The organism is Nonomuraea sp. NPDC048881 (assembly GCF_040649795.1).
Taxonomy (GTDB): domain Bacteria; phylum Actinomycetota; class Actinomycetes; order Streptosporangiales; family Streptosporangiaceae; genus Nonomuraea.
In genome coordinates this window covers 891,235-914,820 of sequence record NZ_JBEZGC010000001.1, presented here as the reverse complement: position 1 = coordinate 914,820, position 23,586 = coordinate 891,235, and the positions used below count along the sequence as shown (strand labels likewise).

Below are 23,586 nucleotides of genomic sequence, written 5' to 3'. Positions count from 1 at the left end.
CGTTGCCCTGCGGCGGTCCCAGCACGCACAATCCAGGCGAGGTGATAGCGATGGCCGGAATTCGTCCCGCCCTCCCCGACGCCACCAACAACGCCTTCCTGCAGGAGGCGCTGAACGAGGTCAACGCCCACCGGGCCAAGCACCACGCGCCCCCGCTCACGATGGACCCGCTGCTGGTCGGGTACGCCAGGTCCAGGGCCGCCTCGCGCTCCGAGCACGAGGGCCTGAGCGCCGGGCACGACGGGCTGCGCGCGGGCACCGGCGAGAGCCTCTTCTGGCACCCCGGTGACGCCACCGCCGGGGACGCGGTCGCCGCCTGGCACGACCGGGCGGCCGGTGACGGCCGGGCGGAGGCCACCGGCGACTTCGGCCGGCTCGTCCGGGCGGGCACCACCAGGATGGGCGCCGGCCGCGTGGCGGGCAACTGCGGCCGGTCGTTCGAGACGTACGTCGTCTTCGTGTTCGAGCCGCCGGGCGAGCCCGGGGCCGTCTGAGGCCCCCGGCGCACGAGGGCTCAGCCGATCGCGGTGGCCCCGCCGTCGACGAACAGCACCTGCCCGGTCATGTACGCCGACGCCTCCCCGGCCAGGAACACGGCCGGCTGGGCCATCTCCTCCGGCGTGCCCCAGCGCCGCATGGGCACGCCAGCGACCGTGGCCGCGGCGGCGGCCTCGTCCTGCCACAGGTTGCGGTTGAGGTCGGTGGCCGTCCAGCCGGGGCACAGGGCGTTGACCCGGACGCCCGCCGGCGCCCACTCGGCCGCGAGCGTCTTGGTCAGGGCCACCAGCCCGGCCTTGGCGGCGGCGTACGGGGCGAGCAGCGGAGCGCCGCGCGCCGCCACCGAGGCCACGTTGATCACCGAGCCGGAGCCGCGGCCCAGCAGGTGGGGCGCGACGGCGTGGCAGACGGCCATGGCGGAGTCGAGGTTGAGCCGCATCAGCTTGTCCCAGCCGGACAGGCGCAGGTCCTTGAACTCGACCAGGAAGTTCGAGCCGCCGGCGTTGTTGACGACGACGTCGAGGTGCCCGAGCCCGTCGATCGAGGCGGCGACGGCCGCGGCGGCCGCCTCGCGGTCGGTGAGGTCGGCCGGGATCACGACGGCCCGCCTGCCGAGCGCCTGGACCTCCTTGGCCACCTCGGCGAGGGGCTCGGCCGACCTGCTGACCAGGGCGACGTCGGCGCCCGCCGCGGCGTAGGCGAGCGCGATGGCCCGCCCGATGCCCTTCGACGCCCCGGTGACCAGAGCCGTCCTGCCGGACAGGTCGAACGCGCCCACACTGCCTCCTCGCTCGGAACCGAACAAGATTCTACAAATCTTGCCCGGCCCGCGCCATGCCCGTACGGCCCCAAATCACGACAGGACGGGCGCCGCTGGCGCGGCCGGAGCCTGCGGCGCGGCGGGCAGCCTCGCCCCTCGCGGCAGCAGCGACTCGCACGCCCTGACCGCCACCCCGTACGTCGCCGACAGCGCGTCCACCCGCTCGCCGTCGACGCTGAGGTTGATCAGCCCGTCCTCGGAGACGGTGACCCCGGGAAAGTCCGGCAGCCCGTGCGCGCGCACGCAGGCGGTGAACGCCTTCCCGCCGTCGCCCGGCCCGCTCTCCCCGTACGACGCCGCCGCCCCGCCCGCCACGGCGGCGAAGACCAGGGCGGCCAGGGCCACCCGCCTGATGGTCGAACCCTTCATGATGACTCCTCCGTTTCGTCCGACGCTCCCAGCGAACCCCGCCCCCGGTTACCGCCCGGGAACGACGGCGGTTACCCCGCTGTAACCCCGCTCTGGGCATGCTGGGCGGACCATGAGGGTGCTGATCGTCGAAGACCACGAGGAGCTCGCCCACACCGTCGCCGCCGGCCTTCGCCGCGAGGGCATGGCCGTCGACGTGGCGCTGGACGGGCCCGCCGGGCTGGAACGCACGTCCGTCAACGACTACGACGTGGTCGTGCTCGACCGCGACCTGCCCGGCCTGCACGGCGACGACGTGTGCCGCAGCCTGGCCGCCGGCGGCCATCCGGCGCGCGTGCTGATGCTCACCGCCGCCGGGACCATCGACGACCGGGTGAGCGGGCTGGGCATCGGGGCCGACGACTACCTGCCCAAGCCGTTCGCGTTCGCCGAGCTGGTGGCCAGGATCCGGGCGCTGGCCAGGCGGGCGCGTCCGGCGCTGCCCGCGGTGCTGGTCCACGGCGGGTTGCGGCTCGACCCGGCCACGCGGGTGGCCACCCGCGACGGGCGCCGGCTGCCGCTCAGCCCGAAGGAGTTCGCGGTGCTGGAGCTGCTGCTGTCGGCGGGCGGCGCGGTCGTCTCGGCCGAGCAGCTGCTCGAACGCGGCTGGGACGAGTTCGCCGACCCGTTCACCCAGACCGTGAAGGTCACGGTCAGCCGGTTGCGCCGCAAGCTCGGCGACCCGCCGCTGATCGAGACCGTGCCGCAGGCCGGGTACCGGATGGCCGGCCCCGCGCGGGCAGCGGACCCGGACGGAGGTGTCCCGGCGTGCGGCGGACCGTACGGCTGCGGCTGACGCTGCTCTACAGCGGCCTGTTCCTGGCCGCCGGGCTGCTGCTGGTCGCCCTGATCTACCTGCTGGTCGCGCACTCGCCGTTCCCGGCCGCGCCGGTCGCGCCCGTCCTGCCCGGCGGGCCCGGCCAGGTGGTGCCGCAGCCGCGGGTGGACGTGGCGTACCTGGCCGAGCAGCAGGCGGCCGGGCTGCGCAGGCTGCTGGTCAACTCGGTGATCGCCCTGGTGGTCATGGCGTTCGCGTCGGTGCTGCTGGGCCGGTTGACGGCCGGGCGGGTGCTGCGCCCGTTGCGGGACATGACGGCGACCGTCCGGCGCATCACGGCCGACCGGCTCGACCGGCGGCTGGCCGCCTCCGGCCCGGACGACGAGCTGAAGGAGCTGGCCGACACCTTCGACGACCTGCTCGACCGGCTGGAGGCCGCCTTCACCGCGCAACGCCGCTTCGTGGCCAACGCCTCACACGAGCTGCGCACCCCGCTGACCCTGCAACGCGCCATGGCCGAGGTCGCGCTGGCCGACCCGGACGCCGGCGCCGCCGAGCTGCGCCACGTCCTCGACCGCCTGCTGGCGGCCGGTCGGCACCAGGAACGGCTCATCGAGGCGCTGCTCGTCCTGGCCAGGAGCCAGCAGGGGCTGGACCACCGGGAGCCGCTGGACCTCGCCGCCGTCGCCGGGCAGGCGCTCGACCGGCGGCCGGAATCACCGCTGCGCGTCGAGGCGGCCCTGCGGCCCGCGCCCGCCTCCGGTGACCGCGCCCTGCTCGAACGCCTGGCCGTGAACCTGCTGGACAACGCCACACGGCACAACGTGCCGGACGGCTGGATCACGGTGGCCACCGGCGTGCGGGCGGGCCTGGCCACGCTCAGCGTCGCCAACAGCGGCCCGGTGATCCCGCCCGACCGGGTCGCGACGCTGCTCCAGCCGTTCCAGCGGCTGGCGGGCGGCCGCCGGGCGGTCGGCGACGGGCTGGGACTCGGCCTGTCGATCGTCGCCGCCGTCGTCCAGGCCCATCACGGCACGCTGGAGGTCGTCGCGCGGCCGCAGGGCGGGCTGGAGGTGACCGTCAGATGTCCGTCGGCAGCGGGTACGCCTCCGGATTGACCCGCCGGACGATCTCGTTCAGCACGATCCGGACATAGGGCTCGCCCACCCACAGGTGCTTGGCGCCGTCGACCCCGATGACCTCGGCCTGCGGCACCCTGGCGAAACGCCGCCGGGCCTCCTCCGGACGCAGGTAGTCGTCGAACTCGGGCACCATCGCCACCAGCGGCCGGCCGAACCGGGCCCAGGCGTCGAGGTCGTCGTCGGTGGCCCTGTGGAGCGGCGGCGAGAGCAGGATCGCCCCCTCGACCAGGGGGTCGTGGGCCCACTTCAGGGTCAGTTCGGTGCCGAAGGACCAGCCCACCACCCACACCCGCGGCAGGTCGTTGAACTCGGCGTGCTCCAGCGCCGCCGCCACGTCGAACCGCTCGCCCTCGCCGCCGTCGAACGCGCCCCCGGAGGTGCCGCGCTCGGAGCTGGTGCCGCGCGTGTTGAAGCGCAGCACGGCGAGGTCGGCGAGCGCGGGCAGCCGGTTGGCGGCCTTCTTGTAGACGTGGCTGTCCATGAACCCGCCGTGGGTGGGCAACGGGTGCAGGGTCACCAGGGTCGCCACGGGCGGCCGGTCGAGGGGCTGAGCCAGCTCGCCGACCAGGGTCAGGCCATCGGCCGTCTGCAGTTCGATCGGCTCACGCCTGGCGGGCAGCACGGTGGCCGCGCGAATCTCCACGGGGGTCCTCCTAGTAGCGGCTGCGGCCGGGGCCGCGGTCGAGTCTCTTGCGCCAGCAGGCCGGATGCCAGTGGCGGCGCTCCTCGTCGCCGCCCGGCCAGTCGGGCCAGGCGACCAGGTGCGGCCTGCCGCCCAGGATCTCCTGGTCGCAGCCGGGGCAGCGGTAGGTCTTGGTCGAGGACGCGCCCGTGAGCATGCGCACCTTCCAGTCGCCGTCCGGCCATTGCTCCACCTTGTCGTTGCCGGTGGGAAGGCCGAGAGGGCGGGTGTCGTCCCTCCGGCGGGCGCGGCGGGGGCTCATGAACGGGGGAACTCGCTCACACCGGCCGTGACGAGCTGGTCGAGCAGGGGGGCGGGGGCGAAGGCGGGCTCGCGGTACTCGGCGTACAGGGCCCTGAGGCCGTCGCGGACCCTGGCCAGGCCGAGGTAGGCCAGCATCTCGAACGGGCCGGCCGGGTAGCCGCAGCCCAGCCGCATGGCGGCGTCGATGTCGGCGATGGAGGCGTAGCCGGCGTCGTACATGCGGACGGCGTCGTTGAGGTAGGGGAACAGCAGCGCGTCGGCCACGAACCCGGCCCGGTCCTTGCACGAGACGGGCACCAGACCGGCGACCCGCATCAGGTCGCGCGCCGCCTTGGCGGCCCCCGGCGAGGTGAGCGCGGTGCCGGCCAGCTCGGCCACCTTGTCGCCGACGACGTGCACGCCGACCATCCTGGTGGGGTCGGACAGGCGCACGGCGTGCTCGATCACCGGCCGGTCGGTGCAGCGCAGCACGGTGTCGGGCGCGTCGGACGGCCCGAACCCGGAGGCCCGCAACCGCTCACCGAGCCCGTGGACGTCGGGCCCGTCGATGCCGAACGTGATGACCGTGGACTTCTCCGGCTCCTTGGGCGGCTCCTGCGGCCCGTAGAAGCCGTGGCCGCTCTTGCGGCCGAGCCGCCCGGCGGTGACCAGCTCGCGCAGCAGCGGCGAGGGCGCGTGCCGGCGGTCGCGCGTCTCGTCGAACAGCACCTCCATCACCTCGTACGCGGTGTCGAGCCCGATCAGGTCGAGCAGCGCGAACGGCCCCATCGGCAGCCCCACGCCCAGCCGCATCGCGTCGTCGATGCCGTCGCGCGTGGCGATGCCCAGCTCCAGCAGGACGGCGGCGTGGTTCAGATAGGGCAGCAGCAGCCGGTTGACCACGAACCCGGCCCGGTCGCCCGCAGGTACGGCGGTCTTGCCTAGCCGCCGGGCCAGCTCGCAGATCTCGGAGACCACGCCGGGCGCGGTCACCACCGTGCCCACCACCTCGACCAGCCGCATCACCGGCGCCGGGTTGAAGAAGTGCATGCCGACCACGCGCCCGGGCCGGCCCGTGGCGGCGGCGACGGCGGTGACCGGCAGCGAGGAGGTGTTGGTGGCCAGCACCGTCCCGGGCTTGCAGATCCGGTCGAGGTCCTGGAACAGCGAGATCTTCAGGTCGAGCACCTCGGGGATCGCCTCGATCACCAGGTCGGCCTCGCGCAGGTCCTCGCGCGAGGTGGTCAGCGTGACGCGCCCCAGGATCTCGGCCCGCTGCCCGTCCGTCAGCTTGCCCCGGTCGGCCGCCCTGGCCGTGGAGCGCTCGACGTGCCCGCGCCCTCTGGCCAGCGCCTCGACGTCGGCCTCGACGCCGATCACCCGGAGCCCGGCACGCGCGAAGACCTCGGCGATCCCGGCGCCCATCGTGCCGAGCCCGACAACTCCCACCGTTTCAAACGCCATGCGACCAGTTTTCCAGAGCCGCTAAGGTGGACCGTCATGCGGCTGGTCATCGCGCGGTGCAGCGTGGATTACATCGGACGGCTCACGGCGCATCTGCCGATGGCGCCGAGGCTCGTCCTCATCAAGGCGGACGGGAGCGTCAGCATCCACGCCGACGACCGCGCCTTCAAACCGCTCAACTGGATGAACCCTCCGTGCAAGCTCAAGGAGGACGGCGAGACCTGGACGGTCACCCACGGCAAGACCGGCGAGAAGCTGGTCCTGACCATGGCGGAGATCATCCACGACTCCAGCCACGAGCTGGGCGTCGACCCCGGCCTGATCAAGGACGGCGTGGAGGCCCACCTCCAGGAGCTGCTGGCCGAGCACATCACGACCCTGGGCGAGGGCTACTCGCTGATCCGCCGCGAGTACATGACGGCCATCGGGCCGGTCGACATCCTGTGCCGCGACGCGCTGGGCGCGACGGTGGCCATCGAGATCAAGCGGCGCGGCGAGATCGACGGCGTCGAGCAGCTCACCCGCTACCTGGAGCTGCTCAACCGCGATCCGCTGCTCGCGCCGGTGCGCGGGGTGTTCGCGGCGCAGGAGATCAAGCCGCAGGCGCGCGTGCTGGCCGCCGACCGGGGCATCGACTGCGTCACCCTCGACTACGCCGCCCTGCGCGGCATCGAGCCGGAGAACCCGACCCTCTTCTAGCCCTCCCGGCCTCGTAGCGGGCCGGGACTTCCCATGATCTGACATTCCTGTGTTGACACGTCTTTCATGGACGTTCTAGTTTCGACCTATCGAGATTGGAGTGTTCATGGACGTTCCCGCGTATCTCAGCGGCGACCTGGCGCCCGTCCCCGACGAGATCGAGGCGCACGACCTGGAGGTCACGGGCGCGCTGCCCGCCGAGCTGACCGGGCGCTACTTCCGCAACGGGCCCAACCCGCGGCCGGGCGAGGATCCCGGCCACTGGTTCGCCGGGCACGGCATGCTGCACGGCGTCCGGCTGCGGGACGGGCGGGCCGAGTGGTACCGCAACCGGTGGGTGCGGACCAGCAAGTTCACCGACGACGCGCCGTTCGTCTCCGACACCGGCGTCGATCTCGCCGCCGTGACCGCCAACACGCACGTCGTCCGGCACGCCGGGCGCATCCTGGCGCTCGTGGAGAACGGCCTGCCGCACGAGGTGACGCCCGAGCTGGCCACCGTGGGCCCGTGCGACTTCGGCGGACGGCTGACCACCGCGATGACCGCCCACCCCAAGCACGACCCGCTCACCGGCGAGCTGCACTTCTTCGGCTACGGGTACTTCCCGCCGTTCCTCACCTACCACCGGCTCTCGGCCGCCGGCGAGCTGGTGGAGAGCAGGGAGATCGAGGTGCCGGGGCCGACGATGATGCACGACTTCGCCGTCACCGAGCACCACCTGCTCTGGCTGGACCTGCCGGTGGTGTTCGACCTGAACCGCCGCGGCATGCCGTACGCGTGGGAGGACGACTACGGCGCCAGGATCGGCGTCACCCCCCGGACGGGCGGCCCGACCCGCTGGTTCGACGTCGACCCCTGCTACGTCTTCCACGTCGGCAACGCCTGGGAGGACGAGCGGGGGCGCGTCGTCCTGAACGCCGCCCGCTACTCCCCCGGCGCGTGGTCGGCCGTCTGGAAGCAGATCGGCGGCGCCGCCGACCCGGCCCGGCACGCGGGCGCCGCCGGCGCGGCCGCCCTGCACCGCTGGACCCTCGACCCGGCCACCGGCACGGCCACGGAGGAGGCGCTGGACGACCGCGGCGTGGAGTTCCCCACGTTCAACGAGGACCTGCTCGGCCGGCCCAGCCGCCACCTGTACACGGTGGGCGCCGATGCCGTCGTCAAGTACGACCTGCGCGACGGTTCCGCCCAGGTCAGGAAGACCGGCGGCGCCACCGGCGAGGCGGTGTTCGTGCCGGCCGCGGGGGCCGCGGGCGAGGACGAGGGGTGGCTGCTGTCGATCGTCACCTCCGGGGAGTCGTCCGAGCTGCTGGTGCTGGACGCGAGCGACCTGTCCGGCGTCGCGTCGGTGCGGCTGCCCAGGCGGGTGCCGGCGGGCTTCCACGGCTCGTGGTTCGCGGAGGGCTGACCGGTGGAGATCAGGCAGTCCGACGACTTCGACGCCGCCGGCGACGCGCTGGCCAGGGCCTTCCACGACGATCCGGTGGTCGGCTGGCTGCTGCCCGGCGGTCGCGGCGCGGCGGGGATGTTCACCACGATCGCCCGTCACATGCACGCGTTCACCGATACGGCGCTCAGCGGGGGCGGCGCCGTGGCGGGGGTCGCGCTGTGGGACCCGCCGGGCCACCGGCCCGACGCGGAGGCGGGCGTGCCCGGCCTGGTGGCGGCCATGGGCGACCGGGTGCGCCAGGGCCTGCTGCTGGAGGAGGAGTTCGCCCGGCACAAGCCGGAAGGCCCCTACTGGTACCTGGCCCAGCTCGGCACCGTGCCCGAGCTTCAGGGCACCGGCGTGGGCGGCGCGCTGCTGCGCGCGGGCCTGGCCAGGTGCGGCGGCCTGCCCGTCTACCTGGAGAGCAGCAAGGAGTCGAACGTGCCCTTCTACGAGCGGTTCGGGTTCGCGGTCACCGAGCGGTTCACGCTGCCGGACGGGCCGCCGGTGTGGGGGATGCTGCGCCCGCCCCGGAGCTAGTAAGCGACGGCTTACCGGTTTATCGTGACGCCATGACCACGCTGACGTTCGACTCACTGAACCCGGCTACCGGCGAGGTCGTCGGCAGTCACCCCAAGAACGACGCCCAGGCCGTGCGCGAGGCCGTGACCAGGGCCGAGACGGCCGCGGAGTGGTGGGCGGCCCTGCCCGCGGGCGAGCGCAGACGCCGCCTGCTCGACTACAAGGCGGTCCTCACGCGGCGCCTGCGGGAACTGGCCGCGCTGGTGCACGAGGAGACCGGCAAGCCGGTGGGCGACGCCACGCTGGAGATCGTGCTGGCCGTCACGCACCTCGACTGGGCGGCCCGCAACGCCGCCAAGGTGCTGGGCCGCCGCCGCGTGGCGACCGGCATGCTGGGGCTCAACCTGGCCGCCACCCTGGAATACCTGCCGCTCGGCGTGGTCGGCGTGATCGGCCCGTGGAACTACCCGGTGTTCACCCCCATGGGGTCCATCGCGTACGCGCTGGCCGCCGGCAACGCGGTCGTGTTCAAGCCCAGCGAGCTCACCCCGGGCGTGGGCGTGCGGCTGGCGGAGCTGTTCGCCGAGTCGGTGCCCGAGCAGCCGGTGTTGCAGACGGTGACCGGGCTCGGCGAGACCGGCGCGGCGCTGGCCGCCGACCCCCGGGTGCGGAAGGTGGCCTTCACCGGCTCGACCGCCACCGCCAAGCGGGTCATGGCGGCGTGCGCGGAGAACCTCACGCCCCTCGTGGCCGAGTGCGGCGGCAAGGACGCCTTCATCGTGGACGCCGACGCCGACCTGCCCGCCGCGGCCGACGCCTGCCTGTGGGGCGCGATGTCGAACGCGGGCCAGACCTGCGCGGGCGTCGAGCGGGTCTACGTGGTGGACGCGGTGTACGAGCCGTTCATGCGGGAGCTGTCGCAGCGGGCCGCCGAGGTCAAGGCCGGCCAGGACTACGGCCCGATCACCATGCCCGCCCAGATCGACATCATCCGGCGGCACATCGACGACGCCACCAAGTCCGGAAAAGTGGTGACCGGCGGCCCAGGCTCGGTCCGGGCGCCGTTCGTCGACCCGGTCATCGTGGCGGACGTGCCCGAGGACTCCCCGGCCGTGCGCGAGGAGACGTTCGGGCCGACGATCACCGTCCGGCGCACCCGCGACGCGCAGGAGGCGCTGGAACTGGCCAACGCCTCGGCGTACGGGCTGGCGGGCACGATCTTCTCGCGGGACGCCCGCCGGGCGACGCGGCTCGCGCGGGCGATGCGTACCGGGATGACCGCCGTCAACTCGGTCATCTCCTTCGCCGGGGTGCCCGCGCTGCCGTTCGGCGGGGTCGGCGACTCGGGGTTCGGCCGCATCCACGGAGCCGACGGCCTACGCGAGTTCACCAGGCCGAAGGCGGTCTCCCGCCAGCGCTTCGCCCTGCCCGGCATGAACCTGACCTCCTTCAGGAGGGGCCCCGACGAGCTTGAGCGACTGATCAGGCTTGTCACGTTCTTGCACGGACGACGTAAAAGATAATCATCGCGCTCTTTCCCAAATCCGATCATCCGTCCATAATTGTGTGCTCTGGGGGCCACGATCATGTTGGACGGGTGGAATGTGAACCGGTCTTACCGGGGAATGTCGGCTGAGCAAAGGCTGGCGGACAGACGCGAGCGGCTGATGACGGCCGCCTACACGCTATACGCGAAACCAGGTTTCGCGGCGACGACCATCGAAAGATTGTGCTCGGAGGCGCGGATCTCCAACCGCGCCTTCTACGAATGTTTCGGCGGCCGCGAGGAGTTGCTCCAGGCGCTGCACGAGCGGTGCGTGGAGGAAAGCCTCGCGGTTGTGGCCAAAGCGTTACAGGAGGCGCCGGGCACGCTTGACGGAAGAGTCAAGGCGGGGATTCGCGCCTATATCGAGTTCGCCGCCGCCGACTGGCGGCGGGCCCGCATCATGCACCTGGAGGTGCGCAGGTCGGGTGACGTCCTGACAGCCTCGCGTCAGCGGGCGGTGGACTCCTTCGCCCGGCTCGTGGAGGAGGCGTCGGCGGATTTCCCGCAGGCCCGCTCGCTGAAACGGCGCCTGGTGGCACTTGGCGTAATTGGCGCGCTGCAAGAGCTGCTGATCGAATGGATACTGGCCGACCAGCAGCCGGCCATCGACGATCTGGTCGAGGTGGCGGTGCACATCTTCATCCGCAGCCTCAGTCCGTCGTGACCCGCCGATTACCCGCAGTGATGGGGTCACAGAATAATCACTTTCACAGTTCTTTCCGAGTGCCCACGCCCGTGATAGCGGGCCAGCCGAAATCTACATTCCCTCTATATTCGGCTCGTGAAAGGGCACGGGCGACGGCTGATCGGCGCCCGGCCCCGATATGTGACCTCAGGCCACCGCGGCCGCGGGAACCTCGACGAGCAGGACCCGATTCAGCCGGGTCACCGCCAGGATCCGCATGATCCGCGGGGGCACCCCCCGAAGAACGAGGCGGCGTTGCACGCTGATCGCGCGCCGATGCGCTCCGACCAGCACCCCGAGCCCGGTGGCGTCGATCATCTCCAGCTTGGAGAGGTCGAGGATGAGGTCGCCCTCGCCGGCGTCGAGCGCGGCGTGCAGCCGCTCACGCACGCCGGCCGACGTGCCGGCGTCGAGCCGGGCACCGATCCGCACCGTCTGGCCTCGTGGATTGCGCCGGACGCGCATGCCACCTCCTCAATCACGCACACGGCGTGGTCGCCGGGATCGAAACCCCCGCTCTCCTCCCCTACCCATCTATCGGGAGTGACACGACAGCCGTCAGCAGGAACTGTCCGTCGCCGGTGGGACGGGCCGTCATGCGCCCGCCCACGGCGGCCACCCGCTCGCCCATGCCGGTCAGCCCGCTGCCCAGGTCGTCGGCCTGCCTGCGGGCCACGCCGTCGTTGCGCACCGCCAGTTCCGCCTCCTGGTCGGTGAAGCGCAGGGTGATGTCGCAGAAGGTCGCGGCGCTGTGCTTCAGCACGTTCGTGACCGCCTCACGCACCGCGTAGGCGAACACCGGCGCGACGCCGTGGGGCAGCTCGCGGTGCGGCAGGCGCACCTCGCAGCGGACGCCGGCCGCTTCGAGCACTCCCTTCACGCTATTCAGCTCAGCGGTCAAGTCAAGTTCGCGGTAGCCGCGCACGGCCTGGCGCAGCTCGCGCAGGGCCTTGCGGGTCAGCGTGTTCACCTCCGCCATCTCGTCCCTGGCGGCCCTGCCGTCGGCGTCGGCCAGGCGTACGGCCAGCTCGGTCTTGACGGCGATGGCGGACAGCTGGTGGCCGACGAGGTCGTGCAGGTCCCTGGCGAAGCGCAGCCGCTCCTCGGCCAGCGCCAGCCGGGTGTGCGCCTCGCGGCCGTCGTGGGCCTGCACGGCCAGCGACCAGATCCAGGCCCACATCCTGTTGGTGCAGGGCAGCGCCGTGGCCCACACGACGTCGAGGGCGGTGATGACGAGCAACGAGACGAGGAAGGAGTCACCGCTCAGCGCCAGCAGGCCCGTCCCGCCCAGCACGGACAATGCGCCGAGCCCGACGCAGGCCGCGCACGTCGCCGCGCCCAGCGCCAGCGCCCGGCGCGCGGGCAGCCCGATCACCACCACGGACAGCCAGACCATGGGCACGAACCCCCAGCCCATCGGGTCGGCCCCGCCGAGCACCGCCGCCAGGAACGCCAGAGCGCCGGTCCACACGACCTCCCTCGTGGGATACCGGCGCTCCATGACCGCGGCGACGACGCGTACGTAGAGCCAGGTGAAGGCGAGCGCCGCGATCGTCGCGAGCAGCAGGCGCGGCCAGCCGGCCGCCCCCGAGCCGAGGCTGAACACGGTCGACGCGATCAGGAAGATCCACATGATCACGAGCGTCGAGTTCAGCATCCGGCGGGCCAGCCGCCGCGCCCGCGTGATCGCGTCCATCTAGCCCGCGCGCAGCACGTCGCCGAGCTTCAGCCGGGCGCCCGTGCGCAGCACCGCCCGCTCGTAGACCTTGGCGCCGAACGACAACACCGCCAGCACGGCCACGGCCATCGCCGCCATGGACGCCGCCACCTGCCACATCGGCACGTCGGCCGCCGCCATCCGGACCGGCATGATCATCGAGGAGAACGGCGGGATGTAGGACATCACCGTGGCCAGCGTGCCCGTGGGATCGTTGGTGGCGTAGAAGGCCACGAAGTAGGTGACCATGATGAGCATGGTCAGCGGCGACATCACGCTGCTCACCTCCTCCTGGCGGGAGACCAGCGAGGCGAACGCGGCCGCGAGCGTGGCGAAGAACGCGTACCCGAGCACGAACCAGACCAGGACGGCGACCACCAGCCCCGGCACGCCCGGCGGGAAGTCCGCGGCGAACCCCGACACCGACGTGGCGACCAGGCCGACGGCGAGGATGGTGAGCAGATTGATCAGCCCGAGCACGCCCAGCCCGACGATCTTGCCGCCGAGCAGCTGCCACGGGCGCACCGCCGCGAGCAGGATCTCCACGATCCTGCTGCCCTTCTCCTCCACCACGCCCATCGCCACCATCATGACCTGGCCCATGAGCAGCATGAACAGGACGAGCACCAGCACCACGGCGATGCCGGTCTTGGCCGCCTGGTAGCGGGTGTCCACGCCCACGGAGACCATCTGCAGCGGCGGGATCGTCACCCCGGCCGCGCCGAGCCGCATCTCCCGGTTGGTGCTCTGCATGAGCACGCCGAGCTTGCTGTCGATCTCGCCGTCGGTGAGCACCTTGTCGCCGTTGACCAGCACCGCGTCCACGTCACCGGCCAGCACGGCCTTCTTGGCCGCGGCCTCGTCGGGGAAGGAGCGCCACTCGAACTCGGCGTCCGGCGCGGCGGCCTTCAGCGGGAGCTGCTGGGAGTTGACCGTGCCCAGCGTGTACGAGTCGTTCCCGCTCATGATCTTCGGCGCGAAGGAGACGGCCGCCACCAGCAGCGCGGTCACCAGCAGGCCGACCAGGAACGTCTTCGTGCGCACCTGCGTGACGATCTCGCGGCGGGCGACCAGCATCAGTCCGTTCACGCCACGGCCTCCTTGAAGATCTCGGTGAGGGTCGGCTGCTCGACCCCGAAGTGCTCGACGCGGCCCGCCTTCATCGCGCGGCGCAGGATCTCCTGGTCGTCGCCCTCGGTCGTCCGCAGGGTGTGCAGGTCGCCGTGGACGGTCACCGTGCCCGGCAGGCCGTCGGCCCAGCCCGGGGCGGGGTCGCGGACCTCCACGCGCAACGTGTCGCCCTCGGCGGCGCGCAGCTCGGCCACCGTGCCCGTCGCGACCATCCGGCCGCCGGAGACGATGCCCACCGAGTCGCACAGCCGCTCCACCAGGTCGAGCTGGTGGCTGGAGAAGATCACCGGCACGCCGCTCCTGCAGCGTTCCTGGAGCGCACCGGCCAGGGCGTCCACGGCGAGCGGGTCGAGCCCCGAGAACGGCTCGTCCAGGACCAGCGCCTCCGGGTCGTGCACCAGCGCCACGGCGAGCTGCACGCGCTGCTGGTTGCCCAGCGACAGCGTCTGCACCGCGTCGCCCCTGCGCTCGGTCAGCCCCAGCCGCTCGACGAGCTCGTCGGCGGCCTTCTTCGCCGCCGCCGGGGCGAGCCCGTGCAGCCGGCCGAAGTACTCGATCTGCTCGCTGACCCGCATCTTCTGGTACAGCCCGCGCTCCTCGGGCATGTAACCGAACCGCGTGCGGTCGTCGTAGCCCAGCGCGCGGTCCCGCCAGCGCACCGAGCCGGAGTCGGCCTGGAGCACGCCCATGACGATGCGCATCGTCGTCGTCTTGCCCGCACCGTTCGCGCCCACGAAGCCGTACATCTCGCCCGGACGTACCGTGAAGCTGATCCCGTCCAGGGCGACCTTGCCGCCGGGGTTGTCGGGACCGCCCGCGAAGCGCTTGCGCAGCTCGCTGATCTCGAGCATCAGGTCCTCTCTCTCGTCATGGGTAGATTGTGGCTTTGGCGGCGTTCGCCCTGGTAGTCGTGGAAATCATGGACGCGACATGGAAAGCGCGTCCCGTTCGGATGACATTTGTCATTACGCTGGGCTCATGACGCGTGCCGACAAGGACAAGCCCGTCGTCCTCTCCCGCATCTACACCCGTACGGGCGACGACGGCACCACGAACCTGAGCGACATGAGCCGCGCGGCCAAGACCGACACCCGGCTGGCCGCCTACGCCGACGTCGAGGAGGCCAACGCCTGCCTGGGCCTGGCCCTGTCCCACGGCACCCTGTCCGCCGACCTCGTGGCGCTCCTCGTGCGCATCCAGAACGAGCTGTTCGACGTGGGGGCCGACCTCGCCACACCGGTGGTGGACGAGCCGGAGTTCCCGCCGCTGCGGGTGGAGCAGTCCTACATCGACCGGCTGGAGGAGCAGTGCGACCGGCTCAACGCCGAGCTCCAGCCGCTGCGCAGCTTCATCCTGCCCGGCGGCGACCCGGCCACGGCCGCGCTGCACCTGGCCCGGGTGACGGTACGCCGGGCCGAGCGCACCACGTGGGCGGCGCTAGAGGCCCACGACGACGTCAACCCGCTGACCGCCAAATACCTCAACAGGCTCTCCGACCTGCTCTTCATCGCCTGCCGGATCGCCCACGGCGGCAACGAGATCCTCTGGAAGCCCGGCGGCACCCGCTAGGCGACGTCGAGGTACGCGCTGGGCGGCGCCGACTCCAGCCAGGCGAGGAAGCCGGTGAGGGCGTCGGCGCTCATCGCCAGCGACAACCCGCGCGTCGTGCCGCCGCAGTCGACGGCGTAGAGGCCGCCGTCGATCTCACGCCGGGCGGAAACGACGAGGCCGCGCCTCGCGATCGCGTGGCGCGGCCTCAGTCGGACGCCCATGAGCGGAATCCAGTGGAGCTCACCGTCGGCGTAGCGGGCCACCCCGCTCTGCCACCCTCGGCTGCCCACTTTCAGCCGGCAGGGTACGCTGCCGCGCGAACGGGCCAGCGTCACCCCTCGAAGGACCACGAGGGCGACCAGCAGCAACAACAACACCGAAACCGTCGCCACCATGGCCGCCCCCCTGAATCCCGTTGTATGTATTAAACCTCTTCGCCCGCCGCGCGCAGCCGGGCCCTGGCCCGCTTCGCCTCGATCGCCGCGTCGGCGTCCTCCTGGTTGGCCTCGATCGAGGCCTGAGCCCGGTCGAGAGCGTCTCGGGCGGCCGCGACGTCGACCTCGGAACCGAGCTCGGCGACCTCGGCGAGCACCGACACCTCATCATCGGCCACGGAGATGAACCCCCCGTGAACGGCCGCGACGAGCTCGGGCTCACCTTCCCGCTTGACGCGCAGCACGCCGCCCTCGACGAGGACGCCGAGCACGGGTGCGTGTTGCGGCATAATACCGATCTCGCCGTCAACGGTCTTGGCAATCACCATGTCGGCCTCGCCCGACCAGATCTCACGCTCGGGTGAGACAACCCCTACGCGTAGCTTCGCCACTTCGTCAGGTTCCTTTCCGATCAGGTAGCGGCACGGGTTCTCCCACCCGTGCCGCTACCGTAGGGCGATCAGCGACGCTCGAGTTCCTTGGCCTTGGCCACGGCCTGGTCGATGCCGCCGACCATGAAGAACGCCTGCTCGGGCAGGTGGTCGTACTCGCCGGCGCACAGGCCCTTGAAGGAGGCGATCGTCTCGTCCAGCGGGACGTTCTCGCCCGGCTGGCCGGTGAACGCCTCGGCGGCGTACATCGGGTGCGACAGGAACCGCTCGATGCGACGGGCCCGCTGCACGGTGACCTTGTCCTCTTCGGACAGCTCGTCGATACCGAGGATCGCGATGATGTCCTGGAGCTCGCGGTACTTCTGCAGGATCCGCTTGGTCTCCTGGGCCACCCGGTAGTGCTCCTCGCCCACGACCTGCGGGTCGAGGATCCGGGAGGTGGAGTCGAGCGGGTCCACCGCGGGGTAGATGCCCTTCTCCGAGATCGGCCGGGACAGAACGGTCTGCGCGTCGAGGTGCGCGAACGCGTTGTGCGGGGCCGGGTCGGTGATGTCGTCGGCGGGCACGTAGATCGCCTGCATGGAGGTGATCGAGTGACCGCGCGTCGAGGTGATGCGCTCCTGGAGCACACCCATCTCGTCGGCCAGCGTCGGCTGGTAACCCACCGCGGACGGCATGCGGCCGAGGAGGGTGGAGACCTCCGAGCCCGCCTGCGTGAAGCGGAAGATGTTGTCGATGAACAGCAGCACGTCCTGCTTCTGCACGTCGCGGAAGTACTCCGCCATCGTCAGCGCGGACAGGGCCACCCGCAGACGGGTGCCCGGCGGCTCGTCCATCTGGCCGAAGACGAGGGCGGTGTCCTTGAGGACGTCCGCCTCCTCCATCTCCAGCCAGAGGTCGTTGCCCTCACGGGTGCGCTCGCCGACGCCGGCGAACACCGAGGTGCCACCGAAGTTGCGGGCGACACGGCGGATCATCTCCTGGATGAGAACCGTCTTGCCCACACCGGCGCCACCGAACAGGCCGATCTTGCCACCCTGCACGTACGGGGTGAGCAGGTCGATGACCTTGATACCCGTGACCAGCATCTCGGTACGGGACTCGAGCTGGTCGAAGGGCGGGGACGGCCGGTGGATGCCCCACTTCTCGGTGACCTGGAGCGACGCGGTCGGCACGTCGAGCGCCTCGCCGAGCGCGTTCCACACGTGACCCTTGACGACGTCGCCGACGGGCACCGAGATCGGGTGGCCGGAGTCGGTGACGGCCGTACCGCGGACCAGGCCGTCGGTGGGCTGCATGGAGATGGCGCGGACCAGGTTGTCACCCAGGTGCTGGGCGACCTCCATGGTCAGGGTCTTGGTCTCGCCGCCGAGGGTCACCTCGACGTTGAGCGCGTTGTAGATGTCGGGCATCGCCTCGACGGGGAACTCCACGTCGACGACGGGCCCCTTGACGCTGGCCACACGACCGGCACCGGCCGACGTGGGCTCAACAGTCTCAACAGCCTCTGCAGTCATTTCACTCTTTCCCCGCTGCGGCGTCAGCCAGCGCGTTGGCGCCACCGACGATCTCGCTGATTTCCTGGGTGATCTCGGCCTGGCGAGCCTGGTTCATCTGCATGGTGAACACGCGGATCAGCTCGTTGGCGTTGTCCGTGGCGGACTTCATGGCGCGGCGGCGCGCGGCCTCCTCCGAAGCAGCCGACTGCAGCAGCGCCGTGAAGATGCGGGACTCCACATAGCGCGGCAGCAGCGATTCGAGGACATCGCCCGCGGTGGGCTCGAACTCGAAGTACGGCGGGATCGTCTCGCTGGCCGTCGCCTCGGTCTCCTCGACCTCCAGCGGCAGCACGCGCTTGACCACGACGTTCTGGGTCAGCATCGAGACGAACTCGGTCGAGACGATGTGGATCTCGTCGATCCCCGCCTCTTCCTTGAAGGAGTCGATCAGCGTCTGCGCGATCTCCTTGGCGTCGGCGTAGGCCGGCTTCCTGGAGAAGCCGACCCACTGGCCGCCCATCGTACGGTTGCGGAAGGTGTGCCAGGTGACACCCTTCCGGCCGGTGACGAACGGCACCACCGTCAGGCCACGGCTCTCCAGCAGCCCGCGCAGGGCCTCGGCCTCGCGCAGGACGTTGGCGTTGAAGCCGCCACAGAACCCGCTGTCGCTGGTGACGATGAGGACGCCCGCCTTGGCGGGGTTCTCCTTCGCCACGGTCAACGGATGGTCGACGCTGGCCGCGTTGCTGACGACGCCGGTGACGGCGCGAGTGATCTCACGCTCGTACGGCAGCGCCGCCTGCATCCGCATCTGCGCCTTCACGATCCGCGAGGAGGCGATGAGCTCCTGGGCACGCGTGATCTTGGCGGTCGACTTGACCGACTTGATCCGCCGCCGCAGCAGCCTTAGCTGGGCACCCATGAGCTACTTCTCCGTCGCCGGACGGACGACCTTCTTGATCTTCTCCTGGCCGACCTCGCCGGCTTCGAGCGGCGCCACCGGCTCGTCCTTGACCAGGAGCTCGCCCGAGGAGGTGGTGAAGCCCTTCTTGAACTCCGTGACGGCGTCCTTGAGGCTGGTCACCGCGTCGTCCGACAGCTCGTTGGTCTCACGGATGCTGTCGAAGATGCCCTTGTGGCTGCTCTGCAGGTAGTCGAGGAACTCCTGCTCGAAGCGGCGGATGTCCTCGACCGGAACCTCGTCGAGCTCACCCGTCGTGCCCGCCCACACCGACACGACCTGACGCTCCACGGGGAACGGCGAGTACTGCGGCTGGATGAGCAGCTCGGTCAGGCGCTGACCGCGCTCCAGCTGGGCGCGGGAGGCCGCGTCCAGGTCGGAGGCGAAGGCCGCGAAGGCCTCCAGGTCGCGGTACTGCGACAGCGACAGACGCAGCGTGCCGGCCACCTTGCGCATCGCCTTGATCTGCGCCGAGCCACCGACTCGGGAGACCGAGATACCGACGTTGATGGCGGGACGGATACCGGCGTTGAAGTAGTCGGTCTCCAGGAAGCACTGGCCGTCGGTGATGGAGATGACGTTGGTCGGGATGAACGCCGACACGTCGTTGCCCTTCGTCTCGATGATCGGAAGACCGGTCATCGAGCCGCCGCCCATGTCACTGGAGAGCTTGGCGCAGCGCTCCAACAGGCGGGAGTGGAGGTAGAAGACGTCACCGGGGAACGCCTCGCGGCCCGGCGGGCGGCGAAGCAGCAGCGAGACGGCGCGGTAGGCGTCGGCCTGCTTGGTGAGGTCGTCGAAGATGATGAGGACGTGCTTGCCCTGGTACATCCAGTGCTGGCCGATGGCCGAACCGGTGTACGGGGAGATGTACTTGTAACCAGCCGGGTCGGAGGCCGGGGCGGCGACGATCGTGGTGTACTCCAGGGCGCCGGCCTCTTCGAGACGGGAACGCACCTGGGCGATCGTCGAGCCCTTCTGGCCGACCGCGACGTAGACGCAGCGCACCTGCTTCTCGGGGTCGCCCGAGAGCCAGTTGTCGCGCTGGTTGATGATCGTGTCCACGGCGACGGCCGTCTTGCCCGTGCCACGGTCACCGATGATCAGCTGGCGCTGGCCACGGCCGATCGGCGTCATGGCGTCGATCGCCTTGATGCCGGTCTGCAGCGGCTGCTTCACCGGCTGCCGCTGGACGACCGAGGGGGCCTGCAGTTCGAGGGCGCGCAGGCCCTCGGCCTCGATCGCGCCCTTGCCGTCGAGGGGGTTGCCGAGCGGGTCGACCACGCGGCCGAGGAAGTTGTCGCCGACGGGCACGGACAGGACCTCGCCCGTCCGGCGGACCGTCTGGCCCTCCTCGATGTGGCTGAAGTCGCCCAGGACCACGACGCCGATCTCTCGGGGGTCGAGGTTCAGGGCCAGGCCGCGCGTGCCGTCCTCGAACTCGAGCAGCTCGTTCGCCATCGCCGAGGGAAGGCCGGAGACATGGGCAATGCCGTCGCCGGCGTCGACGACGGTCCCGATCTCCTCGCGCGCGGCGCCTTCCGGTTCGTACGCCTGGACGAAGCGCTCAAGCGCGTCCCGGATCTCGTCCGGCCGGATCGTAAGCTCCGCCATCTCTACTCTGTCTCCCTATTCATTCGGCGCTCACTGCGCCTCAGCCGGCCAACCGGCGGCGGACTTCTTCAATTCGTCCCACGATCGTGGTGTCGATCATCTCGTCGCCGATGCGGACCGAGAACCCACCGAGCACTCGCTTGTCCACCTCGACGTTCAGGTGCACGTCACGACCGTAGGAGGTGCGCAGCCAGTCGGCCAGTCGCTGCTTCTGCGCGTCGGACAGCTCGACCGCGCTGCGCACGACCGCCACCAGGCGCCGGCGCTGCTGGGCCACGAGCTGGCCGAACTCCTCCAAGCCCGCTTCCAGGCTACGCCCTCGCGGGTGCACCGCCAGCTGCGTGATCAGGCGCTGGCTGGTGGGGGCCACCTTGCCACCGAGCAGGTCGCTCAGCAGCTGTCGCTTGCCCTCCGCGGGCGCGGCCGCGTCGGCGAGCGCGCGTCGGAGGTCGGGGTTGGCGGCGACGATACGGCCGAAGCGGAAGAGCTCGTCCTCGACGTCGTCGAGCCTGGACTGGCCCTCCGCCTCGGCGGCGGCGGCGACGACGCCGAGCCGTTCGAGCGAGTCGGCCAGGTCACCCGCGCGCGACCACCGGACCGAGACCGCGGCCTCGGTCGTGGCGAGGGCCGCCTCGGAGACCTTGCCACCGAGCAGGGCGCGGACGGTGCCCGCCTTCTGCTCGGCGGCCCTGGCCGGGTCGGACAGCGCGCGGCGCAGGCCGTGCTCGCGGTCGAGCAGATCCGCGACGGCGAACAACTCGTCGGAGAGCGCGCCGAGGTCGGCGCTGCCCGCGACCGCGTTGAAGCGCTCCTCGACCTCTGCCAACGAGGTCCTGCTCAGACCTCGCATTAGCGCACCGCCTGCGCGTTGCTGCTCTCAAGCTCGTCGAGGAACCTGTCCACGATCCGGCTCTGGCGGACCTCGTCCTCCAGGGACTCGCCGACGATGCGGCCGGCCAGCTCGGTGGACAGACGGCCGATCTCCGTGCGGAGCTGCGCGAACGCGGCAGCGCGGTCGGCCTCGATCTGGGCGTGCGCGGCCTCGACGAGACGACGGGCCTCGGCCTGCGCCTCCTCGCGGAGCTCCGCCTTGATCTGCGCGGCCTGCTCGCGAGCCTCTTCACGGAGCCGGCCGGCCTCGCGGCGGGCCTCCTCAAGCTGCTGCGCGTACTGCCGCTGGAGGTTCTGCGCCTCGGCCTGGGCCTCCTCAGCCCTCTTGATGCCACCCTCGATCGCGTCGGTCCGCTCGGCCAGAGTCTTCTGGATGCGCGGAACGAGAATCTTGCCGACGACGAGGAGGACGACGAGGAACGAGAAGATACCGACGACGAGCTCGAACGTGTGCGGAAGGAGCGGGTTCGCACCCTCCTCCTGCGCGAGGAGCGTAGCTGCCTTAATCATGGGTGCAGCCTTTCGTCAGGGATTCTTCTGGTCTTAGATGGCCTGGAAGATGAACGGCGCGACCAGACCGATCAGGGCGAGGGCCTCGGTGAGGACGAAGCCGAGGAGCATGTTCTGGCGGATCAGGCCGTAAGCCTCGGGCTGACGCGCGATGGCCTGCACGCCCTGACCGAAGATGATGCCGACGCCGATGCCGGGGCCGATGGCGGCGAGACCGTAACCGATGGCGGTGACGTTGCCGGAGACCTCAGCGAGAACGCTCATTGCTATTTCCTTTACTGGACGGCCGGTGAAGGGAGTCCCACCGGTCATGGATATTCCGGTATGTGGTTCTCAGTGATCCGGGTGCAGCGCGCCGCCGATGTACATCGCCGCCAGCATCGCGAACAGGAACGCCTGCAGGAACTGGATGAACATCTCGAACCCGGTCAGGATGATCGTCATGAGCACGCCCACCACGCCGACGGGTGCGCCCAAGGGCGTCAGCTTCTCGAACAGGAACCAGAAGCCGACCATGCTGAAGAACGCGAGCAGCATGTGACCGGCGAACATGTTCGCGAACAGTCGGACAGCGTGCGTGAACGGCGCGATGATCATGTTCGACAGGAACTCGATCGGCGCCAGAAGGAAGTAGATCGGCTTGGGCAGGCCGGGCGGGAACATCATGTTCTTGAAGTAACCGATGCCGCCCTGGTGCTTGACGCCCAGGTAGACCTTGATCGCGTAGATCGAGAGCGCGAGCACGGCCGGGAACGCGATGTGCGAGGCGACCGGGAACTGCGCGAGCGGGATCACGCCGAGGATGTTCCAGAACAGGACCAGGAAGAAGAGCGTGACCAGCAGGCCCATCCACCGATCGGCGTCCTTGCCGAGGAACGGCCGGGCGATCTGGTCACGGACGAACATGTAGCCGTACTCGACGACGTTCTGGGTGCCCCTCGGCACGAGCTTCGGCTTGGCGAAGGCCACCCAGCACACGGCGATCACCACGAGCGCGCTGAGCATCGCCAGCAGCACCGGCTTGGTGAACCAGGTCACCCCAGGGATGATCGGCGTGAACGAATTGAACAGCTCATCGGGCGATGGCGCCCGGAAGTTGTCTTCGGGGGCGAGGACCGTCAGCGCAATCACGCGGCGTTCCCTTCAACGTCGTAGTGGATCACAAGGGTTTCCTCAGCGAGGCGATCGCTGCGTCGGGTTAGCGACCGAACTTCCGGTAGACCGCGTAGCCGCCGAGCACGACCCCAAGGACCACGCCTATGGGGAAGAACGCGGACATGTCGAGCCACCGGTCCAGCAACCACCCGAGACCGCCATAGACCGCCATCCCGGCGAGCAGATAGCTGGGGACTGACCACATGGCATCGGAGAAGTCGCGACCGTCGTGTTCCGGCCGGCGTTCCTGTGCGCTCATCGCGGCCCCGACGATAGCAGGCGAGTGGAGGACTAGTCATATCGGACCCCATCCCTTTACCTGCCTCATGAGTCGCCCTTTCCGGGGACCGAGGCTTCGGGGTCGACGTAGAGCATCTTGGTCTTCATGAACGCGCGGACCTCGAATCCGGTCCAGACGAGCGTGCATCCGACCACGGACCACGCGAAGGCCTGGGTGTTCCAGGCGGTGGTCTCACGGAAGGCGGACAGCACCACCATGATGGCGACGACTTTGACGAGGTAGCTGACCATCGCCGCGATCGCCATCATCTGCGGGGAGACGCGTGCGGCATAGGAGACCGCTACCACGCTGATGCTGAAGAAAACCCCGACGAGCAAGGTGCCGAGGGCCGCGCCGAGCGCTCCCTTGCCGCCCGCCAGGAGGAACGCCACGATGACCGCGACCACCCCGACCGCGAAGGTCGGAACAGCGGCGCTCTTGAGTACGCGCACGTCGTTGGCCTGCATCGGTGCTCCATCAGCATGTTGTCAAGCGAGCGTTTGCTACCTCCAGAACATGTGCGTCTGGAGGTCCC

At 70.6% G+C, this 23,586-nt stretch carries 28 protein-coding genes and 1 pseudogene; 9 read left to right on the top strand and 20 right to left on the bottom strand.

Going from position 1 to position 23,586, the window contains the following annotated elements:
* Nucleotides 1-50: 50 nt before the first annotated feature.
* Nucleotides 51-494 (top strand): CAP domain-containing protein, encoded by a 444-nt coding sequence (locus AB0C33_RS04310; RefSeq protein WP_358283477.1) that lies wholly within the window; start codon nucleotides 51-53, stop codon nucleotides 492-494.
* Between the two features lie 20 nt (nucleotides 495-514).
* Here AB0C33_RS04310 and AB0C33_RS04305 read toward each other — a convergent pair whose 3' ends face one another.
* Together AB0C33_RS04305 and AB0C33_RS04300 are read right to left on the bottom strand one after the other, a co-directional pair.
* Complete coding sequence (locus AB0C33_RS04305) at nucleotides 515-1,276, bottom strand: SDR family NAD(P)-dependent oxidoreductase (RefSeq protein ID WP_358283475.1); 762 nt, start codon at nucleotides 1,274-1,276, stop codon at nucleotides 515-517.
* A gap of 75 nt (nucleotides 1,277-1,351) precedes the next feature.
* Nucleotides 1,352-1,687 (bottom strand): hypothetical protein, encoded by a 336-nt coding sequence (locus AB0C33_RS04300; RefSeq protein WP_358283473.1) that lies wholly within the window; start codon nucleotides 1,685-1,687, stop codon nucleotides 1,352-1,354.
* 112 nt (nucleotides 1,688-1,799) lie between these two features.
* On the opposite strand from AB0C33_RS04300, the pseudogene AB0C33_RS04295 reads away from it, so the two are divergent.
* Nucleotides 1,800-2,450 (top strand): annotated as a pseudogene (locus AB0C33_RS04295) (response regulator transcription factor); the annotation flags it as partial.
* 44 nt (nucleotides 2,451-2,494) lie between these two features.
* Entirely contained in the window at nucleotides 2,495-3,622 is a 1,128-nt protein-coding gene (locus tag AB0C33_RS04290; protein ID WP_358283471.1) for an ATP-binding protein, read from the top strand.
* Here AB0C33_RS04290 and AB0C33_RS04285 read toward each other — a convergent pair.
* Genes AB0C33_RS04285 through AB0C33_RS04275 form a run of 3 tightly spaced genes read right to left on the bottom strand, consistent with a single transcriptional unit; the run spans nucleotide 3,585 to nucleotide 6,035 of the window.
* Complete coding sequence (locus tag AB0C33_RS04285; RefSeq protein ID WP_358283469.1) at nucleotides 3,585-4,289, bottom strand: alpha/beta fold hydrolase; 705 nt, start codon at nucleotides 4,287-4,289, stop codon at nucleotides 3,585-3,587. The two genes, AB0C33_RS04290 and AB0C33_RS04285, sit on opposite strands and share 38 nt — an antisense overlap.
* Before the next feature lie 10 nt (nucleotides 4,290-4,299).
* Nucleotides 4,300-4,590 carry an ATP/GTP-binding protein gene (locus tag AB0C33_RS04280; RefSeq protein WP_358283467.1) on the bottom strand — a complete coding sequence of 97 codons (291 nt, stop codon included), beginning with the start codon at nucleotides 4,588-4,590 and terminating at the stop codon, nucleotides 4,300-4,302.
* Nucleotides 4,587-6,035 (bottom strand): 3-hydroxybutyryl-CoA dehydrogenase, encoded by a 1,449-nt coding sequence (locus tag AB0C33_RS04275; protein WP_358283465.1) that lies wholly within the window; start codon nucleotides 6,033-6,035, stop codon nucleotides 4,587-4,589. The genes AB0C33_RS04280 and AB0C33_RS04275 overlap by 4 nt, the downstream gene beginning before the upstream one ends.
* Before the next feature lie 36 nt (nucleotides 6,036-6,071).
* On the opposite strand from AB0C33_RS04275, the gene nucS reads away from it, so the two are divergent.
* From nucS to AB0C33_RS04250, 5 genes are all read left to right on the top strand, one after another.
* A complete protein-coding gene (gene nucS, locus AB0C33_RS04270; RefSeq protein WP_358283463.1) occupies nucleotides 6,072-6,734 on the top strand; it encodes an endonuclease NucS in 663 nt (220 codons plus the stop codon).
* 106 nt (nucleotides 6,735-6,840) lie between these two features.
* Nucleotides 6,841-8,142: a carotenoid oxygenase family protein gene (locus AB0C33_RS04265; RefSeq protein ID WP_358283461.1), complete on the top strand. Its 1,302-nt coding sequence runs from the start codon at nucleotides 6,841-6,843 to the stop codon at nucleotides 8,140-8,142.
* Nucleotides 8,143-8,145: 3 nt separating this feature from the next.
* The gene (locus tag AB0C33_RS04260; protein ID WP_358283459.1) at nucleotides 8,146-8,703 is read left to right on the top strand and encodes a GNAT family N-acetyltransferase; all 558 of its coding nucleotides are present in this window, start codon (nucleotides 8,146-8,148) and stop codon (nucleotides 8,701-8,703) included.
* Between the two features lie 32 nt (nucleotides 8,704-8,735).
* Nucleotides 8,736-10,208: an aldehyde dehydrogenase family protein gene (locus AB0C33_RS04255; RefSeq protein ID WP_358283457.1), complete on the top strand. Its 1,473-nt coding sequence runs from the start codon at nucleotides 8,736-8,738 to the stop codon at nucleotides 10,206-10,208.
* Nucleotides 10,209-10,352: 144 nt separating this feature from the next.
* On the top strand, nucleotides 10,353-10,895 hold the full coding sequence (locus AB0C33_RS04250; RefSeq protein ID WP_358283455.1) for a TetR/AcrR family transcriptional regulator: 543 nt from the start codon (nucleotides 10,353-10,355) through the stop codon (nucleotides 10,893-10,895).
* 168 nt (nucleotides 10,896-11,063) lie between these two features.
* Here the strand turns inward: AB0C33_RS04250 and AB0C33_RS04245 are convergent, their stop codons facing one another.
* The 4 genes from AB0C33_RS04245 to AB0C33_RS04230 all read right to left on the bottom strand — a co-directional run bounded on the left by AB0C33_RS04245 (nucleotide 11,064) and on the right by AB0C33_RS04230 (nucleotide 14,615).
* The gene (locus AB0C33_RS04245; RefSeq protein ID WP_352350014.1) at nucleotides 11,064-11,381 is read right to left on the bottom strand and encodes an STAS domain-containing protein; all 318 of its coding nucleotides are present in this window, start codon (nucleotides 11,379-11,381) and stop codon (nucleotides 11,064-11,066) included.
* A 61-nt stretch (nucleotides 11,382-11,442) separates the two neighbouring features.
* Nucleotides 11,443-12,612, bottom strand: a complete 1,170-nt coding sequence (locus AB0C33_RS04240; protein WP_358283453.1) for a histidine kinase — start codon at nucleotides 12,610-12,612, stop codon at nucleotides 11,443-11,445.
* A complete protein-coding gene (locus tag AB0C33_RS04235; RefSeq protein WP_358283451.1) occupies nucleotides 12,613-13,722 on the bottom strand; it encodes an ABC transporter permease in 1,110 nt (369 codons plus the stop codon).
* Nucleotides 13,719-14,615 (bottom strand): ATP-binding cassette domain-containing protein, encoded by an 897-nt coding sequence (locus tag AB0C33_RS04230; protein ID WP_358283449.1) that lies wholly within the window; start codon nucleotides 14,613-14,615, stop codon nucleotides 13,719-13,721. Before AB0C33_RS04230 ends, AB0C33_RS04235 begins: the two co-directional genes overlap by 4 nt.
* 127 nt (nucleotides 14,616-14,742) lie before the next feature.
* Between AB0C33_RS04230 and AB0C33_RS04225 the strand changes: the two genes are divergently transcribed.
* Nucleotides 14,743-15,333 carry a cob(I)yrinic acid a,c-diamide adenosyltransferase gene (locus tag AB0C33_RS04225; protein ID WP_358283447.1) on the top strand — a complete coding sequence of 197 codons (591 nt, stop codon included), beginning with the start codon at nucleotides 14,743-14,745 and terminating at the stop codon, nucleotides 15,331-15,333.
* Here the strand turns inward: AB0C33_RS04225 and AB0C33_RS04220 are convergent.
* From AB0C33_RS04220 to AB0C33_RS04170, 11 genes are all read right to left on the bottom strand, one after another.
* Entirely contained in the window at nucleotides 15,330-15,710 is a 381-nt protein-coding gene (locus tag AB0C33_RS04220) for a DUF2550 domain-containing protein (RefSeq protein WP_358283445.1), read from the bottom strand. The genes AB0C33_RS04225 and AB0C33_RS04220 overlap by 4 nt on opposite strands.
* Nucleotides 15,711-15,739: 29 nt before the next feature.
* Nucleotides 15,740-16,141, bottom strand: a complete 402-nt coding sequence (locus AB0C33_RS04215) for a F0F1 ATP synthase subunit epsilon (protein WP_080042501.1) — start codon at nucleotides 16,139-16,141, stop codon at nucleotides 15,740-15,742.
* Between the two features lie 68 nt (nucleotides 16,142-16,209).
* Nucleotides 16,210-17,658 (bottom strand): F0F1 ATP synthase subunit beta, encoded by a 1,449-nt coding sequence (atpD, locus tag AB0C33_RS04210; protein WP_358283443.1) that lies wholly within the window; start codon nucleotides 17,656-17,658, stop codon nucleotides 16,210-16,212.
* A gap of 1 nt (nucleotide 17,659) precedes the next feature.
* On the bottom strand, nucleotides 17,660-18,562 hold the full coding sequence (locus AB0C33_RS04205; protein WP_358283441.1) for a F0F1 ATP synthase subunit gamma: 903 nt from the start codon (nucleotides 18,560-18,562) through the stop codon (nucleotides 17,660-17,662).
* 3 nt (nucleotides 18,563-18,565) lie between these two features.
* Nucleotides 18,566-20,215, bottom strand: coding sequence for a F0F1 ATP synthase subunit alpha (gene atpA / locus AB0C33_RS04200; RefSeq protein ID WP_358283439.1), 1,650 nt, complete (start codon nucleotides 20,213-20,215; stop codon nucleotides 18,566-18,568).
* A 40-nt stretch (nucleotides 20,216-20,255) separates the two neighbouring features.
* Nucleotides 20,256-21,065, bottom strand: coding sequence for a F0F1 ATP synthase subunit delta (locus tag AB0C33_RS04195; RefSeq protein WP_358283437.1), 810 nt, complete (start codon nucleotides 21,063-21,065; stop codon nucleotides 20,256-20,258).
* Complete coding sequence (locus AB0C33_RS04190) at nucleotides 21,065-21,616, bottom strand: F0F1 ATP synthase subunit B (RefSeq protein ID WP_352320415.1); 552 nt, start codon at nucleotides 21,614-21,616, stop codon at nucleotides 21,065-21,067. Before AB0C33_RS04190 ends, AB0C33_RS04195 begins: the two co-directional genes overlap by 1 nt.
* Nucleotides 21,617-21,649: 33 nt before the next feature.
* Nucleotides 21,650-21,880 carry an ATP synthase F0 subunit C gene (gene atpE / locus AB0C33_RS04185; protein WP_132595523.1) on the bottom strand — a complete coding sequence of 77 codons (231 nt, stop codon included), beginning with the start codon at nucleotides 21,878-21,880 and terminating at the stop codon, nucleotides 21,650-21,652.
* A gap of 69 nt (nucleotides 21,881-21,949) precedes the next feature.
* On the bottom strand, nucleotides 21,950-22,747 hold the full coding sequence (gene atpB / locus AB0C33_RS04180; RefSeq protein ID WP_358283435.1) for a F0F1 ATP synthase subunit A: 798 nt from the start codon (nucleotides 22,745-22,747) through the stop codon (nucleotides 21,950-21,952).
* A gap of 67 nt (nucleotides 22,748-22,814) precedes the next feature.
* Nucleotides 22,815-23,030, bottom strand: a complete 216-nt coding sequence (locus AB0C33_RS04175) for an AtpZ/AtpI family protein (RefSeq protein WP_229824207.1) — start codon at nucleotides 23,028-23,030, stop codon at nucleotides 22,815-22,817.
* Between the two features lie 65 nt (nucleotides 23,031-23,095).
* Nucleotides 23,096-23,518 carry a hypothetical protein gene (locus AB0C33_RS04170; protein ID WP_352349999.1) on the bottom strand — a complete coding sequence of 141 codons (423 nt, stop codon included), beginning with the start codon at nucleotides 23,516-23,518 and terminating at the stop codon, nucleotides 23,096-23,098.
* Nucleotides 23,519-23,586: the final 68 nt, after the last annotated feature.

Excerpts from the sequence above, each read along its gene's own strand:
- AB0C33_RS04310 (WP_358283477.1), top strand. The coding sequence starts at position 51 with ATGGCCGGAATTCGTCCCGCCCTCCCCGACGCCACCAACAACGCCTTC.
- AB0C33_RS04300 (WP_358283473.1), bottom strand. The coding sequence starts at position 1,687 with ATGAAGGGTTCGACCATCAGGCGGGTGGCCCTGGCCGCCCTGGTCTTC.
- AB0C33_RS04280 (WP_358283467.1), bottom strand. The coding sequence starts at position 4,590 with ATGAGCCCCCGCCGCGCCCGCCGGAGGGACGACACCCGCCCTCTCGGC.
- AB0C33_RS04275 (WP_358283465.1), bottom strand. The coding sequence starts at position 6,035 with ATGGCGTTTGAAACGGTGGGAGTTGTCGGGCTCGGCACGATGGGCGCC.
- nucS (WP_358283463.1), top strand. The coding sequence starts at position 6,072 with ATGCGGCTGGTCATCGCGCGGTGCAGCGTGGATTACATCGGACGGCTC.
- AB0C33_RS04265 (WP_358283461.1), top strand. The coding sequence starts at position 6,841 with ATGGACGTTCCCGCGTATCTCAGCGGCGACCTGGCGCCCGTCCCCGAC.
- AB0C33_RS04255 (WP_358283457.1), top strand. The coding sequence starts at position 8,736 with ATGACCACGCTGACGTTCGACTCACTGAACCCGGCTACCGGCGAGGTC.
- AB0C33_RS04250 (WP_358283455.1), top strand. The coding sequence starts at position 10,353 with ATGACGGCCGCCTACACGCTATACGCGAAACCAGGTTTCGCGGCGACG.
- AB0C33_RS04245 (WP_352350014.1), bottom strand. The coding sequence starts at position 11,381 with ATGCGCGTCCGGCGCAATCCACGAGGCCAGACGGTGCGGATCGGTGCC.
- AB0C33_RS04240 (WP_358283453.1), bottom strand. The coding sequence starts at position 12,612 with ATGGACGCGATCACGCGGGCGCGGCGGCTGGCCCGCCGGATGCTGAAC.
- AB0C33_RS04230 (WP_358283449.1), bottom strand. The coding sequence starts at position 14,615 with ATGCTCGAGATCAGCGAGCTGCGCAAGCGCTTCGCGGGCGGTCCCGAC.
- AB0C33_RS04225 (WP_358283447.1), top strand. The coding sequence starts at position 14,743 with ATGACGCGTGCCGACAAGGACAAGCCCGTCGTCCTCTCCCGCATCTAC.
- AB0C33_RS04220 (WP_358283445.1), bottom strand. The coding sequence starts at position 15,710 with ATGGTGGCGACGGTTTCGGTGTTGTTGTTGCTGCTGGTCGCCCTCGTG.
- atpD (WP_358283443.1), bottom strand. The coding sequence starts at position 17,658 with ATGACTGCAGAGGCTGTTGAGACTGTTGAGCCCACGTCGGCCGGTGCC.
- AB0C33_RS04205 (WP_358283441.1), bottom strand. The coding sequence starts at position 18,562 with ATGGGTGCCCAGCTAAGGCTGCTGCGGCGGCGGATCAAGTCGGTCAAG.
- atpA (WP_358283439.1), bottom strand. The coding sequence starts at position 20,215 with ATGGCGGAGCTTACGATCCGGCCGGACGAGATCCGGGACGCGCTTGAG.
- AB0C33_RS04195 (WP_358283437.1), bottom strand. The coding sequence starts at position 21,065 with ATGCGAGGTCTGAGCAGGACCTCGTTGGCAGAGGTCGAGGAGCGCTTC.
- AB0C33_RS04190 (WP_352320415.1), bottom strand. The coding sequence starts at position 21,616 with ATGATTAAGGCAGCTACGCTCCTCGCGCAGGAGGAGGGTGCGAACCCG.
- atpE (WP_132595523.1), bottom strand. The coding sequence starts at position 21,880 with ATGAGCGTTCTCGCTGAGGTCTCCGGCAACGTCACCGCCATCGGTTAC.
- AB0C33_RS04175 (WP_229824207.1), bottom strand. The coding sequence starts at position 23,030 with ATGAGCGCACAGGAACGCCGGCCGGAACACGACGGTCGCGACTTCTCC.
- AB0C33_RS04170 (WP_352349999.1), bottom strand. The coding sequence starts at position 23,518 with ATGCAGGCCAACGACGTGCGCGTACTCAAGAGCGCCGCTGTTCCGACC.